The organism is Achromobacter sp. 10T422 (assembly GCF_056394065.1).
In genome coordinates this window covers 44,979-57,567 of the sequence record NZ_JBFTHD010000004.1, presented here as the reverse complement: position 1 = coordinate 57,567, position 12,589 = coordinate 44,979, and the positions used below count along the sequence as shown (strand labels likewise).

The 12,589-nt window shown below is 64.7% G+C and carries 13 protein-coding genes; 10 read left to right on the top strand and 3 right to left on the bottom strand.

Annotated elements, in window-relative coordinates; all coding sequences use genetic code 11:
* Positions 1-125: 125 nt before the first annotated feature.
* From dbpA to AC1DB0_RS10805, 3 genes are all read right to left on the bottom strand, one after another.
* Positions 126-1,514 carry an ATP-dependent RNA helicase DbpA gene (gene dbpA, locus AC1DB0_RS10815; RefSeq protein ID WP_054425744.1) on the bottom strand — a complete coding sequence of 463 codons (1,389 nt, stop codon included), beginning with the start codon at positions 1,512-1,514 and terminating at the stop codon, positions 126-128.
* A 274-nt stretch (positions 1,515-1,788) separates the two neighbouring features.
* Complete coding sequence (locus AC1DB0_RS10810; RefSeq protein WP_342067229.1) at positions 1,789-2,556, bottom strand: IclR family transcriptional regulator; 768 nt, start codon at positions 2,554-2,556, stop codon at positions 1,789-1,791.
* Positions 2,557-2,597: 41 nt separating this feature from the next.
* Positions 2,598-3,329, bottom strand: coding sequence for a GntR family transcriptional regulator (locus tag AC1DB0_RS10805; RefSeq protein ID WP_054425740.1), 732 nt, complete (start codon positions 3,327-3,329; stop codon positions 2,598-2,600).
* A 214-nt stretch (positions 3,330-3,543) separates the two neighbouring features.
* Here AC1DB0_RS10805 and AC1DB0_RS10800 point away from each other — a divergent pair, with 214 nt between their 5' ends.
* The 10 genes from AC1DB0_RS10800 (at position 3,544) to AC1DB0_RS10755 (ending at position 12,545) form a co-directional block, all read left to right on the top strand.
* On the top strand, positions 3,544-4,407 hold the full coding sequence (locus AC1DB0_RS10800) for a fumarylacetoacetate hydrolase family protein (RefSeq protein ID WP_476756875.1): 864 nt from the start codon (positions 3,544-3,546) through the stop codon (positions 4,405-4,407).
* Complete coding sequence (locus AC1DB0_RS10795) at positions 4,400-5,398, top strand: ornithine cyclodeaminase family protein (protein ID WP_476756874.1); 999 nt, start codon at positions 4,400-4,402, stop codon at positions 5,396-5,398. The genes AC1DB0_RS10800 and AC1DB0_RS10795 overlap by 8 nt, the downstream gene beginning before the upstream one ends.
* 60 nt (positions 5,399-5,458) lie before the next feature.
* Positions 5,459-6,559 carry a cupin domain-containing protein gene (locus tag AC1DB0_RS10790; protein WP_054425733.1) on the top strand — a complete coding sequence of 367 codons (1,101 nt, stop codon included), beginning with the start codon at positions 5,459-5,461 and terminating at the stop codon, positions 6,557-6,559.
* Positions 6,560-6,603: 44 nt separating this feature from the next.
* Positions 6,604-7,095: an aromatic-ring-hydroxylating dioxygenase subunit beta gene (locus tag AC1DB0_RS10785; RefSeq protein ID WP_054425731.1), complete on the top strand. Its 492-nt coding sequence runs from the start codon at positions 6,604-6,606 to the stop codon at positions 7,093-7,095.
* 22 nt (positions 7,096-7,117) lie between these two features.
* The gene (locus AC1DB0_RS10780; RefSeq protein ID WP_476756873.1) at positions 7,118-8,386 is read left to right on the top strand and encodes a Rieske 2Fe-2S domain-containing protein; all 1,269 of its coding nucleotides are present in this window, start codon (positions 7,118-7,120) and stop codon (positions 8,384-8,386) included.
* Positions 8,387-8,388: 2 nt separating this feature from the next.
* Positions 8,389-8,709, top strand: coding sequence for a non-heme iron oxygenase ferredoxin subunit (locus AC1DB0_RS10775; RefSeq protein WP_054425727.1), 321 nt, complete (start codon positions 8,389-8,391; stop codon positions 8,707-8,709).
* Positions 8,706-10,025 (top strand): NAD(P)/FAD-dependent oxidoreductase, encoded by a 1,320-nt coding sequence (locus tag AC1DB0_RS10770; protein ID WP_476756872.1) that lies wholly within the window; start codon positions 8,706-8,708, stop codon positions 10,023-10,025. Before AC1DB0_RS10775 ends, AC1DB0_RS10770 begins: the two co-directional genes overlap by 4 nt.
* Positions 10,026-10,053: 28 nt before the next feature.
* On the top strand, positions 10,054-10,461 hold the full coding sequence (locus AC1DB0_RS10765) for a nuclear transport factor 2 family protein (RefSeq protein ID WP_476756871.1): 408 nt from the start codon (positions 10,054-10,056) through the stop codon (positions 10,459-10,461).
* Positions 10,462-10,627: 166 nt separating this feature from the next.
* Positions 10,628-11,428 (top strand): 2-oxo-hept-4-ene-1,7-dioate hydratase, encoded by an 801-nt coding sequence (gene hpaH, locus AC1DB0_RS10760; RefSeq protein WP_175168474.1) that lies wholly within the window; start codon positions 10,628-10,630, stop codon positions 11,426-11,428.
* A 133-nt stretch (positions 11,429-11,561) separates the two neighbouring features.
* The gene (locus tag AC1DB0_RS10755; RefSeq protein ID WP_245636400.1) at positions 11,562-12,545 is read left to right on the top strand and encodes a Bug family tripartite tricarboxylate transporter substrate binding protein; all 984 of its coding nucleotides are present in this window, start codon (positions 11,562-11,564) and stop codon (positions 12,543-12,545) included.
* The last annotated feature ends 44 nt before the right edge of the window (positions 12,546-12,589 follow it).

The window sequence follows — 12,589 nt, the reverse complement described above, 5'->3', positions numbered from 1 at the left end:
CTCCCGTGATTTATACGGCAGCCAAGTCAGCCGGGGCCATTATGGCAAAGCCCATGCAAAATCATCAAGCTATCGCCAGCGAATGGCGAAGGGCGGGCAGGAATGGATTCCTGCCCAAGCAGCAATCAAAACTCTTCCAGGAACCGCATGCGGAAGCGGCGGCCCTTGATGTTGCTGTTGGACACCCGCGAAAACACCTGCTTGGCGATCTGGCGGTCCAGCGCCACATAGGAATTGAATTCCGTGATGTTGATCTTGCCGACTTGTTCGAACGTCAGGCCGCCATCACCCGTCAGCGCGCCCAGCAGGTCGCCCGGACGCAGCTTGTCTTTCTTGCCGCCCTGAATGCACAGCGTCACCATCGGCGCGCGCAACGGGCGGTCGGCCTTGGGCTTGAGCGACTTGATGTCGCCCCACTTCAAGGGCGAGCCCTGGTATTGCTCAACCAGGTTGGCCCAACGCATTTCATCGGGCGAGCACAGGCTTAGCGCCAGGCCCTTTTGATCACCGCGGCCGCTGCGGCCGATGCGGTGCACGTGGACTTCGGTGTCTTTCGTGACGTCCACGTTGATGACCGCGCCCAGGTTCTGGATGTCCAGGCCACGCGCCGCCACGTCGGTGGCGACCAGCACGGCGCAGCTTTGGTTGGCGAACTGGATCAGGATTTCATCGCGTTCGCGTTGCTCAAGATCGCCGTTCAGTGCTTGCGCGCTGATGCCGTCGGCTTGCAGGCGTTCAACCAAGTCGTGGCTGCGGATCTTGGTATTGCAGAACGCCAGCGTGGACACGGGGCGGAAATGCGCCAGCAGACGGGCTACCGAGTCCAGACGGTCTTTGCCGTCGATCTCGTAGAAAATCTGTTCGATGCGGCTGGCGTCGTGCTGCGCTTCTACCTTGACTTCGGCGGGGTTGCGCAAAAAGCGCGCGCTGAGCTTGCGGATGTTGTCGGGGTAGGTGGCCGAGAACAGCAGCGTCTGGCGCTTGGTGGGGCAGTGCGAAGCAATGGCCACGATGTCATCGTAGAAACCCATGTCGACCATGCGGTCGGCTTCGTCCAGCACCAGCGTCGTCAGGCCAGCCAGGTCCAGGCTGCCGCGTTCCAGGTGGTCTTGGATGCGGCCGGGCGTACCCACAACCAGATGCGCACCGCGCGCTAGCGATTCCGCTTGCGGGCGGGCGGCTGCGCCGCCGCACAAGGTCAGGATCTTGACGTTCGGAATCAGGCGCGCCAGACGGCGCAGTTCTTGCGCCACCTGGTCAGCCAGTTCGCGCGTGGGGCACACCAGCAGCGCCTGCGGGGTCAGTTGGGTGGTGTCCAGCTTTTGCAGCACGCCCAGGCCGAACGCCGCGGTCTTGCCGCTGCCGGTCTTGGCTTGCGCAATGATGTCGCGGCCTTCCAGGATAAGCGGCAGGCTTTGCGCCTGGATGGGCGTCATTTGCTCGAACCCCAGGCTTTGCAGGTTGTCGAGCAGGGCGGGCAAGAGGGGCAGGGTGGAGAAGGGCGTGTTGGTCACAATAGGGCGGATCGCAAAAACCGCGAAAAACTGAATCGACCGACAGTGTAATCCCTGAGTTGCTTTCGCCGTCGCACGTGGGCGCATCGGCCTGCAATACCCGCGTATGTGGAAAATAATCAGGGACGCAATAGGGGGGCGTCAATAGGGGGCGTAATAAGGGGGGCGTCAATAGGGGGGGCGTCAATAAGGACGTCTTCCATAGTAAGGACGTCTTCCATAAGTACGCCTTCAGCAGGGCGCCCTCAGCCAGCGCGGCGCCATTCCGGCTGCGTCAGTCCGTATCCGCTTGCGGCTCGTACGTGCCGGCCAGCGCTTGGGCAGCCTCTTGCATGCGCGGCAACCAGGCCCGCGCGCCATCAATTGACAAGCGTGCAACCGGCGCATGCAAGGCTACGGCAGCGATCACGCGTGTGCCGTGCAGAATCGGCACCGCCATGCACACGATGCCCAGCAGAAATTCTTCGCGGTCAAAGCTCGCGCCTTCTTTCTTGATCGTGCGCAGTTCCTGTTCCAGCGACGCCACGTCGCACAAGGTGTTGGGCGTATAGCGGGGCAAGGGGGCGGCCGCCAGCAGACGGGCGCGCGCTTCGCGCCGCATGTGCGCCAGAAACAGCTTGCCGCTGGCCGAGCAATGCAGCGGCACGCGTGACCCGGTCTGTAGATTCACGCGCAGCGGCCACGCGGTTTCCACACGATCCAGATAGATGACCTCGTCGCCATCCAGCATGGTGCAGTTGCAGGTTTCGCCGATCTCATCGACCAGACTGTCCAGAATGCGATGGCGTTCACCGCGCAGCGGGGAATTCAGCAGCGTCTCGCGCGCCAATGCGCTGAGCCGCGGGCCGCTGACGTAGCTTTTGCCGGCAGGCTCGCGCAGCAGCATGCCGGCGTCGACCAGACGCGTCAGGATGCGCAGCACCGACGGTTTGGGCAAGCCGGTGGCGTCGGTCAAGGCGGCCAACGACACGGGGCTTTCAGATCGGGCGACCTGTTCCAGCAAGGTCAACGCCCGCAAGGCGGCAGAGGATTCGTCTTTCATCTTTCAGGGTTTGAAAGTGATCGGATGGGGGAGCAGACAACTCACGCGCCATCATCGCCCAGCAACGGCCGCGCGCATAGTGCGCCACGCAAAGACTCCAGCAGCACCCGCTTGTTTTCCCGGCTGCGATACGCGTGTTCGCGCATCAGGTTTTCGGCGCGCACGGCTTCGCGCCGGGTGATGGCGCGCAGCAGGTCTTCATGATCGGCTTGCGCGCGCAGCACAAACGGCGTTTCCAGCAGCGACGGGGTAGACGGCAGCGTCAGCGCGGCGGGGCCGGCAAGCGGGGTCTTGTTGTTGTGCTCCAGTGCGGACAGCAGGGCGCGATTGCCGGCGGCTTCGCACAGAATCTCGTGGAACCGGCGGTTGATCTGGCCCCAGGCGCGCGCGTCCACCGTGGTGTTGGGGTCGCGGCGGGCGGGCGCCAGCAAGGCGCGTCCTTCCTCTACCGCTTCCGACAGCGCGTCCAGCACGTCTTGGGGTGCGCCGCGTTCCGCTAGCAGGCGGGCGGCCATGCCTTCGAGCACGCCGCGCACATCCACGGCGTCGCCAATCTCTTCCACCGTGAAGGCGCGAACCCGGAACCCCCGTGAGGGCAGGCGTTCAAGCAGGCCTTCCTTTTCCAGCTCGGTCAGCGCAATGCGCAGCGGCGTGCGTGACACGCCCAGGCGCGCGGAAAACTGCAATTCCACGACGCGTTCCCCGGGCTGCAACGCACCGGAAAGCACCATGTCCCGAAGTTCGGAAATAACTTTGTCGATCTGAGCGGCCATAGCGTGGCGTGGGCTGAAGATTGTCTGAAAGGGCTCCCAGTGTACCTAGAAAATTGCATGCAATAAGCCAAAAAATAGATCTTCCTGTCTTGCGATTTATCAAAATTGCATGCAATAATTCGGAAAAACAGCGGTACTAGGCGTTTTAAGCCTGGTAATGCATGCAAAGACGTAAGCCATTGCATGCCATTGAGCCGAAAGCACAGGAGACAACATGAAGCTCATCAGCTTCGTAGAGGCAGGCCGCCCCGGTTGGGGCGTGGTGCGTGATACCGACGTCGTGGTGCTGACCCAGGTCTGGCCCGACGTGATGACGGCATTGACCGCGGGCGTGGACCAGATTGCGCAAGCGGCCAACGCGCCGGGCCTGCCCTGTACACCCTTGGCCGGCCTGCAATGGCTGCCGCCCGTTCCCGCGCCGCGCAAGATTCTTTGCGTGGGCCTGAATTACGGACGGCATGTGGCCGAAGCAGGACGTGAACTGCCGGCGCACCCGTCTTTGTTCGCCCGCTTTGTTGACAGCCTGGTCGGGCACCGCGAACCCGTCTGGAAGCCGCGCGCCTCCGACCGGTTTGATTACGAAGGCGAACTGGCCGTCGTCATCGGCCGGGGCGGACGCCACATTCCGGCAAGGGATGCGCTGTCGCACGTGGCTGGCTACACCTGTATGGCCGAAAACTCGGTGCGTGACTTTCAAAAGCACAACGCGCAGGTCACGCCGGGCAAGAACTTCGAGCGCAGTGGCGCGATTGGCCCTTGGCTGGTCACGGCGGACGACATTGGCGACCCCGCGCGGCTACGCGTCATCAGCCGCTTGAACGGCGAAGTGATGCAAGACGGCGACGTGTCCGACCTGATCTTCCCCATCCCTGAACTGATTGCCTACATCAGCACGTTCACGCCGCTGCTTCCGGGCGATGTCATCGCAACCGGCACGCCGGAAGGCGTGGGCTCCAGCCGCAAGCCGCCGCGCTTCATGGCTGCCGGCGACACGTTGGAAGTCGAGATTCCCGGCATCGGAACGCTGATCAACACGGTGGCGGACGAACCCGCCCAACAAGGAGCTGCGCATGGCTGACTCGCTGCGGTATCTGACGGAACGGGACGTGGTCTCGGTGCTGAACATCCATCGCGCCATTGATGCGCTGCAAGACATGCTGGTGGCGCAAGCCCGCGACCAGGCGCGCAACCTGCCCAAGACGCTGGCCACATGGGGCGACGGCAGCTCGATGCATGCATTGGGTTCCGTGCAGACGGGCGAGGGCGGGTACGCCGGGTTCAAAACCTGGGTGCACACGAAGGCGGGCGGCGGCTCGTTGTTCAGTTTGTTCGATGCGGCCACGGGCGCCTTGCGCGCCATTATCGAAGCGCGTGCGCTGGGCATGTTGCGCACGGCGGCCATCAGCGGCGTCGCCACGCGAGCGCTGGCTCCGCAAGACGCAACGCGCGCTGCGCTGGTCGGCACCGGCCCGCAAGCGGTCACGCAATTGGCGGCCTTGGCCGCGGTGCGTGATTTGCGTCAGGTGCGGGTGTACAGCCCCACGCCGGAAAAGCGCCGCGCGTTCGTGGCGAGCGTGGCGGGCAAATATGCATTCGACGTCCAGGAGTCCCCCAGCCTGGAACACGCGTTGGCGGGCGCCGAGATCGTCACGCTGATCACACGCGCGGTTGATCCTTTCGTGGATGCGGCCCTGTTGGCGGGCTGCCGGCACCTGAACGCCGTGGGTGCGATCTTGCCGTCCAAGGCCGAGTTTGCGCAAGACGTGTTCACGCTGGCCGACCGCGTGGTGGTGGACGACCTGGAGAACGCGCGTAAAGGGTCGCGGGAACTGCGCGAACGCTATGGCGCCGACGGCGCGCCGTGGCCCGATGTTGCCGTGCTCGGCCAACTGCTGGCGCAAGGTGACGCGCGACCCCCTCAGGCGCGGCTGACGATCTTCAAGGGCATGGGCATGGGCTTGTCGGATCTGGCGATGGCGCGCGTGGTGTTTGAACACGCACGCGAGCATGGCTTGGGTATCGAACTTCCCCCCCAAACCCGCGAAAACCTGCTGCTGGCGCAGCCCTGAACCGCATTCAATCAACAAGACACCGCCGGCCGGCAGCGCTGGCGGCAAGAGGAGACAAGCATGTTTGTGGATATCAGCGGGGCCGCGCCTCGCGAACAAAACAAGTGGCCGTCGATCGTGATCCCGAAAGAGGATATTGATCTGGAAATCGCGCGGCTGATCGACGCGCCCCGGCCGGACAACGGCCGCCGCGCGTCGCTGATTACCCACCCCGAGGCGACCGCGCCGGGCTTGGGTCTGGCGCCCGGCACGGACGTCACCATCAATGTGGTGAACCCGGGCGAGCGCACCTACAACCTGCGCAAGAACTCCAACATGCTGGAAATCTGTATCAGCGGGGAAGGGGTGGCTACGGTGGCGGGCCGCGATATCCGGGTGGGGCATTGGGACGTCTGGAACACGCCCGCGATGCAGGTGCATTCGTACCGCAATGACGGCAAGACGCCGTGGGTGCGTTTGTCGTACTCGAACGCGCCGCTGCTGGAAAAGCTGGAGATCCATTACGTTGAAGAGTTCGACGGCGCCGTGCCCCCGGCGGACGCGAACACCCAGCCCGTGCCGGCCCGCGCACCGGACGCCGCCCGTTCGCGCGACCTGGCCCTGCGCGAACAGATCACGCCCGAGGGCGCCTGGCTGATGGGCTACGAGTGGCTGATTGATATCGACGTGCTGGAATCGAAAGCGCTGCATTGGCCTTGGGAGGCCGTGTCGCGCTATTTGCCCACCGTGGAAGACATGGCGCGCGGCTACAACGGCCGCCGTCTATTCGTGCTGTACAACCCGGCGACCGAACGCCGCATCGGCACCACGCACAGCTTCTTCGCCACGATTTCGTCGTCGCCGCCTGACAACCACCACGTGCCGCACCGCCATAGTTCGTCGGCCATCAATTACTACCTGCGCGGCAACGGTTACAGCAAGGTCAACGGCACCCGGCTGGACTGGAAGGCGGGCGACTTGATTTTGTCTGCGCCCGGCTGGGCCATGCACTCGCATCACTCTGGCACGGAAACCACGTCTGCGCTGACGGTGCAAGACCACCCGCTGCAAATCGCCATGGAATCGCTGATCTGGCAGGAGCGCATGCAGGAACCCATTTTGGCGCTGGGCAGCCAGAGCGGCTTTGAAAGCAACCGCGCGCAGTTGGCCGCGGCGTCCTGAGCGCCTTCCGGCCCCGTTCACACGCATTGATATCTGGATTCCCCATGACCTTGATTGAACTGTCCGACGCCCCGGCATTGCGCGCGCAACTGCGGGATTTCTACGACGACTACGCCTACTGCCTGGACGAAGGCCGGCTGGAGGAGTGGCCCGATTTCTTCACCGAAGACTGTCACTACCGCGTGCTCTCGCGCGAAAACCACGACGCCGGCCTGCCGCTGGGCCTGATCTATTGCATGAACAAGAACATGGTGCGCGACCGCGTCACGGCGCTGCGCGAGACCACGATGTTCGAGCCGCGTTCGCTGCGCCACTTCATCAGCGGCGTGCGCGTCATGGAATTGCAGGGCGACCACATCGTGTCGCAGGCCAACTTCGCCGTGATGGAGTCGCTGTCTGACCGCGAGCCCACCTTGAATATGGTGGGCCGCTATCTGGATGTGCTGCGCGTGACGCCCGACGGCCTGTTGCTGAGCCGCCGCGACTGCGTCTACGACAACTACCGCGTGCGCACCTCGCTGATCGTTCCCATCTGAATCCGCTGCAAGGAAACCCGTCATGACCTGTTCCGATTCCGCCGTGCTGGACACGCCTGCCGCGGCCCCCATTCATCTTGAACGCCGCTGGCCCAAAGAGGGCTACACGCGCATCCCCAACTGGGTCTACACGGACCCGGTCATCTTCCAAAAGGAAATGGATGTGTTCTTTGCCGGCCAGACCTGGAACTACGTGGGCCTGGAATGCGAAGTGCCCGAGACCGGTTGCTACAAGCGCAACTGGATCGGCAACCGCCCGGTGGTGATGGTGCGCACCGAAACCGGCGAGGTCAATGTGCTGGAGAACCGCTGCGCGCATCGCGGCGCGCAGATCTGCTGGCAAAACACCGGGCGCGTGACGGACTTCACCTGCCCGTATCACCAATGGAATTACGACCTGCACGGCAACCTGCAAGGCGTGCCGTTCCGTCGCGGCGCGATGGGCAAAGGCGGCATGCCGAAGGACTTCGACTCCAAGCAGAACGGCATTCGCAAGCTGCGCAGCGTGAACCGGGGCGGCTCGATCTGGGCCACGTTCTCGGAAGAGGCGCCCAGCTTCGAAGACTATTGCGGCGCGGAAGTGCTGGCCGAGATTGATCACATGTTGCCGGGCAAGCCGCTCAAGCTGCTGGGCTATAGCCGCCAGCTGATTCCCAGCAACTGGAAGATGTACCTGGAGAATCTGAAGGACCCGTACCACGCCACCTTGCTGCACACGTTCTACATCACCTTCGGGTTGTGGCGCGCGGATTCGAAGTCGGAATGCATTCCCACTGGCGGCGGCGCGCATAGCGTCATGGTGTCGCACAACGAAGGCAAGAAGAAGACCGAAGCCACCACGGAAATGAGCCGCTTTCGCGACGACCTGGAACTGCTGGACCTGGAAACCGTGACGCCGCGCGCCGAGTTCAACCGGGGCCGCGTGGGGGGCGCGTGGGTGTTTCCCGCCGCCCAATTCGGCATCCAGGCCAATTCGCTGAAGACCCGCCACGTCATCCCGCGCAGCCCCACCGAGCACGAACTGGTGTTCACCTATTACGGCTACGAGGACGACGACGAGGAAATGACCCGCCTGCGGCTCAAGCACGCCAACCTGTTGGGGCCGGCCGGCTTTGTGTCGATGGACGACAGCGAAATGCTGAACCAGGTGCAGATCGGCGTGACGGGTTACCCCGAGGCGCGCGGCATCGTCGAGATGGGCGGCCGCGACACGGAACCTGCCGACTACATGGTGACCGAAGTGCTGATCCGGTCGTTCTACGACTACTACCGCAAGGCGATGGGGCTCTGATCATGGACATCTGGAAACCCGTTGCCTTGGTGACGGACATCTCGCCGGATACCGGCACGCTGCGAGTCGTGCATGAAGGTGAAGGCGTCTGCCTGTACGACTTGCAGGGCGAAATCTGCGCCACCCAAGACCGCTGCCCCCACGGCAACGCCAGCCTTGCCGACGGCTATCTGGAAGACGGCACCATCGAATGCCCGTTGCACCAGGGCGTCTTCGACATTCGTACCGGCAAGCCGCAATGCCCGCCGGTCACAACCGACCTGCGCCGCTACGAGGTCCGGGTCGAAGCCGACACGGTGTATCTGAAGGCGGAGGCCGCGTGAGCGCGCGCGCGATCGTCATCGTGGGCGCAGGGCAGGCGGGCGGCTGGGCCGCCACCACCTTGCGCAGCCGCGGCTACGACGGCCGCGTGCTGCTGCTGGGCGAAGAACCCCATGCGCCCTATGAGCGGCCGCCGTTGAGCAAAGCCGTGCTAAGCGGGCAGGCTGCGGCTGATAGCACCGAACTGTTTTCCGCGGCGCGGCTGGCGGACTTGGATATCGAGTTCCGGCCGGGCATCGCCGCCACGCGCTTGCGGGTGGACGACAAGCAGGTGGAGTTGTCGGACGGCGCATCGGCGGGCTACGACAAGCTGATTCTCTGTACCGGCGGGCGGCCCGTTGTTCCGGCGTTGCCCGGCGTATCCAGCGCCGCCGTGCATGTGCTGCGCACGCGCGATGATGCGATGCGCCTGCGCGCGCAACTGGGTCCGGGCAAGCATGTCGTCATTGTGGGCGGAGGATGGATCGGCCTGGAAGTGGCCGCCACGGCGCGCCAGTCGGGCAGCCGCGTCACGGTGCTGGAACAGGCGGGGCGCTTGTGTGCGCGCAGCGTGCAGCCGGGCGTGTCCGCGCACCTGGCCGCGCTGCATGCCGCGCATGGTGTCGAGGTTCGGCTAGGCGCCAGCCTGTGTGCGGTGCATCCGCAGCCGGACGGGCGCGCAGTGGCCGAGCTGGCCGACGGGTCCGCTATCGCGGCGGATGCCGTGGTGCTGGGCGTGGGCCTGCAAGCCAATGACGCGTTGGCGCGCGCAGCAGGCATTGAATGTGAACGCGGCGTGCTGGTCGATGCGTACTGCCGGACGTCTGCCGTGGACGTGTATGCCGCGGGCGATGTGGCGGTGTCGGTATATGGCGGGGCGGTCCATACCGGGGCGGTCCATACCGGGGCGGCCCTTGCCGGGGCGGCCCATGCCGGGGCGGCCCATGCCGGGGCGGTCCATCCCGGCGCGGTCGGCCGGGTGCGGCTCGAATCCTGGCAGAACGCGCAGGACCAAGGCACCGCTGCCGCGCTGTCGGCGCTGGGCGAGTCTGTGCCGTATACGCCCAGCGGCGCGGTCTGGTCCGAGCAGTACGACGCCATGGTGCAGATCGTGGGCTTTCCCGCGCTGGCGGCAAGCGAAGTGCTGCGCCCGCAGGCGGAGAGCCGCGCCTTGCTGTCGATGGCACTGGATGCCGGGAGCCGCATCGTGGCGGCCGTCGCGGTTGACGCACCCCGGGAGTTGCGCCAGTTGCGTAAATGGATCGCGCAAGGCGCGGTCCTGGACCCGGCGTTGTTGCAGCGGCCTGACGTGCCGCTGGCCAACGCGCAAATCGGATAACGGAGCACAAACCCGCATGGACCATGCAATGCAATCCCTACACATCAAGGCCGCTTGCGAAGCGGTGGTGCTGACGTTCTTTCATGCGCTGGACACGCGCCAGCATGACGTGGCCGCCGCCTTGATGGCGGACGACGGCGTCTGGATGCGGCAAGGCCGGCGCTTGTCAGGCCCGCACGACGTGCTGGCGGCGCTGAACGCCCGTGCCGCCGAGCGCAGCACCTGTCACGTGATCACCAATTTACGGCTCGTCGATGGGGACGATACGCGCGCGAATGTCGGCTACTTCCTGACCGCCTATGACAGCGTGCCGCAAGAGCAGGGCGGCGCGCCCCGGCTGGTATCCATCCGCGAATGCCAGGACGTGCTGGTGAAGACAGCGGGCGGATGGCGTTTGGCCGACAAGCGCAGCCGGCGCCATCTGCCGCCGGAATAAGCCTCGGCATCACCCGCTGCAATAACACCCCAATAGCACACCCCACTAACACCCCACTAACACCCCAATAACACCCCAATAACACCCCAATAACACCCCAATAACACCCCAATAACACCCCAACAACACCCCAATACCACCCACACCAAGCCCCCAAGGAGACCCCATGGATGCCACAACTATAAAAACACTGGCGCTGCGTCTGGACGAGGCCGAGCAGCGGCGCAGCCAGGTGCGTCAGCTGTCGCTGGACCACCCGGACATCACCATCGCCGACGCCTATGCCATCCAGCGCGAATGGGTCGCGCACAAGATCGCATCGGGCCGGCGGCTGGTGGGCCACAAGATCGGCCTGACCTCGCGCGCGATGCAGTTGTCGTCGCAGATTGACGAGCCGGATTACGGCGCGTTGCTGGACGACATGCTGTTTGCCGATGGCGCCGAGATTCCGCGCGACCGCTTCATCGTGCCGCGCCTGGAAGTAGAGCTGGCGTTCATTCTGGACCGCCCGTTGCAGGGCCCGGGCGTTACCTTGTTCGATGTGCTGGACGCGGTGCGCTATGTGATCCCGGCACTCGAGATCATCGACGCACGCTCGCATCAGATCGACCCGGATTCCAAACGGCCGCGCAAGGTGTTCGACACCATCGCCGACAACGCCGCCAACGCGGGCGTGGTGATGGGCGGGCGGCCCGTGCGCGTGGGGGAGGTGGACCTGCGCTGGGTAGGCGCCTTGCTGTCGCGCAATGCGGTGATCGAGGAAACCGGCCTGGCGGCGGGTGTGCTGAACCATCCGGCCAACGGCGTCGTGTGGCTGGCCAACAAGCTGGGCGAACACGGCGTGGGGCTGGAGGCGGGGCAGATCATTCTTAGCGGCTCGTTCACCCGGCCGGTATTCGCGCAGGCAGGCGACACGTTCCATGTGGACTACGGTTCGCTGGGCGCGGTGAGCTGCCGCTTCGTTTAATGCAACTTTTCATCCGGCATTCAACGCGATTTTCAGGAGCGACCCCCGACCCCGCTTTCCCATTTGAATAAGCGCGCCGCATACACCTAAAACAGCGCGGGCGCGTGGCAGGCATCCCCTCAGGAGACAACAAGTGAAACCCCTCAAGACCTTGATTTGCATGGCGGCCGCCGCCTGCGCAGCCTTACCTTCCGCCGCCGCTCTGGCCCAACAGGCCAACTGGCCCACCCACGCCATCACGCTGGTCGTGCCGTTTGCGGCGGGCGGTGGCGGCGATACGCTGGCGCGCCTGGTAGCCGAGCCGCTGTCGCGGGAACTCGGCCAGTCGATCATCGTGGAAAACCGCCCGGGTGCGGGTGGCAACATCGGCACATCAATTGCCGCGCGCGCCAACCCGGACGGCTACACGCTGTCTTATGGCACCAACGGCACGCAGGCCACCAACCACTGGCTGTACAAATCACCGGGCTACGCACCGGCCGACTTCGAACCGATATCGCGCTTTACCGTCATCGCGGCCGCCCTGGTTGTGAATGGCACCGACGACCGTTTCAAATCGCTGGCGCAGTTGCTGGACTACGCCAAGTCACACCCGGGTGAGCTGACCTGTGGCTCGGCCGGCAACGGCACATCGTCCCATCTGGCCTGTGAACTGCTGAACCAGATGGCGGGCATCAAGGTCATGCATATTCCGTACAAGGGCGGCGGTGCGGCCATGACGGATTTGCTGGGCGGGCGGATCTCGTTCCTGATCGACGTCATGCCCAACGTGTCGGGCCAGATCGCGGCGGGCAAGTTGCGGGCGTTGGCGGTGACGACGCCTGAGCGCGTGGCGTCCAACCCCGACATTCCCACCATGAACGAGGCGGGCGTGAAGGGCTACGAGTTCTTCGCCTGGGATGGCTTGTATGCGCCCAAGGGCACGCCGGTTGCCGTGCTGGACAAGCTGAACGCCGCGGTCAACCAGGCGCTGCAACGGCCGGACGTGAAGAAGGCGCTGGAATCGCGCGGGGCCATTCCGTCCCCCACCACGCGTCAGGTGCTGGGTGAATTTGGCGCCGAGGAATACACGCGGCTGGGCAAGGTCGTGAAGACCGCGGGCGCGGCGATCGACTAAGCACTTCCAATATCTGCAATTTCCGCGGCGGCCTCCGGGCCGCC

Coding starts and splice junctions, on each gene's coding strand:
- AC1DB0_RS10785 (WP_054425731.1), top strand. CDS start 6,604: ATGACCTTGATTGAACTGTCCGACGCCCCGGCATTGCGCGCGCAACTG.
- AC1DB0_RS10790 (WP_054425733.1), top strand. CDS start 5,459: ATGTTTGTGGATATCAGCGGGGCCGCGCCTCGCGAACAAAACAAGTGG.
- AC1DB0_RS10780 (WP_476756873.1), top strand. CDS start 7,118: ATGACCTGTTCCGATTCCGCCGTGCTGGACACGCCTGCCGCGGCCCCC.
- AC1DB0_RS10795 (WP_476756874.1), top strand. CDS start 4,400: ATGGCTGACTCGCTGCGGTATCTGACGGAACGGGACGTGGTCTCGGTG.
- hpaH (WP_175168474.1), top strand. CDS start 10,628: ATGGATGCCACAACTATAAAAACACTGGCGCTGCGTCTGGACGAGGCC.
- AC1DB0_RS10800 (WP_476756875.1), top strand. CDS start 3,544: ATGAAGCTCATCAGCTTCGTAGAGGCAGGCCGCCCCGGTTGGGGCGTG.
- AC1DB0_RS10775 (WP_054425727.1), top strand. CDS start 8,389: ATGGACATCTGGAAACCCGTTGCCTTGGTGACGGACATCTCGCCGGAT.
- AC1DB0_RS10810 (WP_342067229.1), bottom strand. CDS start 2,556: ATGAAAGACGAATCCTCTGCCGCCTTGCGGGCGTTGACCTTGCTGGAA.
- AC1DB0_RS10805 (WP_054425740.1), bottom strand. CDS start 3,329: ATGGCCGCTCAGATCGACAAAGTTATTTCCGAACTTCGGGACATGGTG.
- AC1DB0_RS10765 (WP_476756871.1), top strand. CDS start 10,054: ATGCAATCCCTACACATCAAGGCCGCTTGCGAAGCGGTGGTGCTGACG.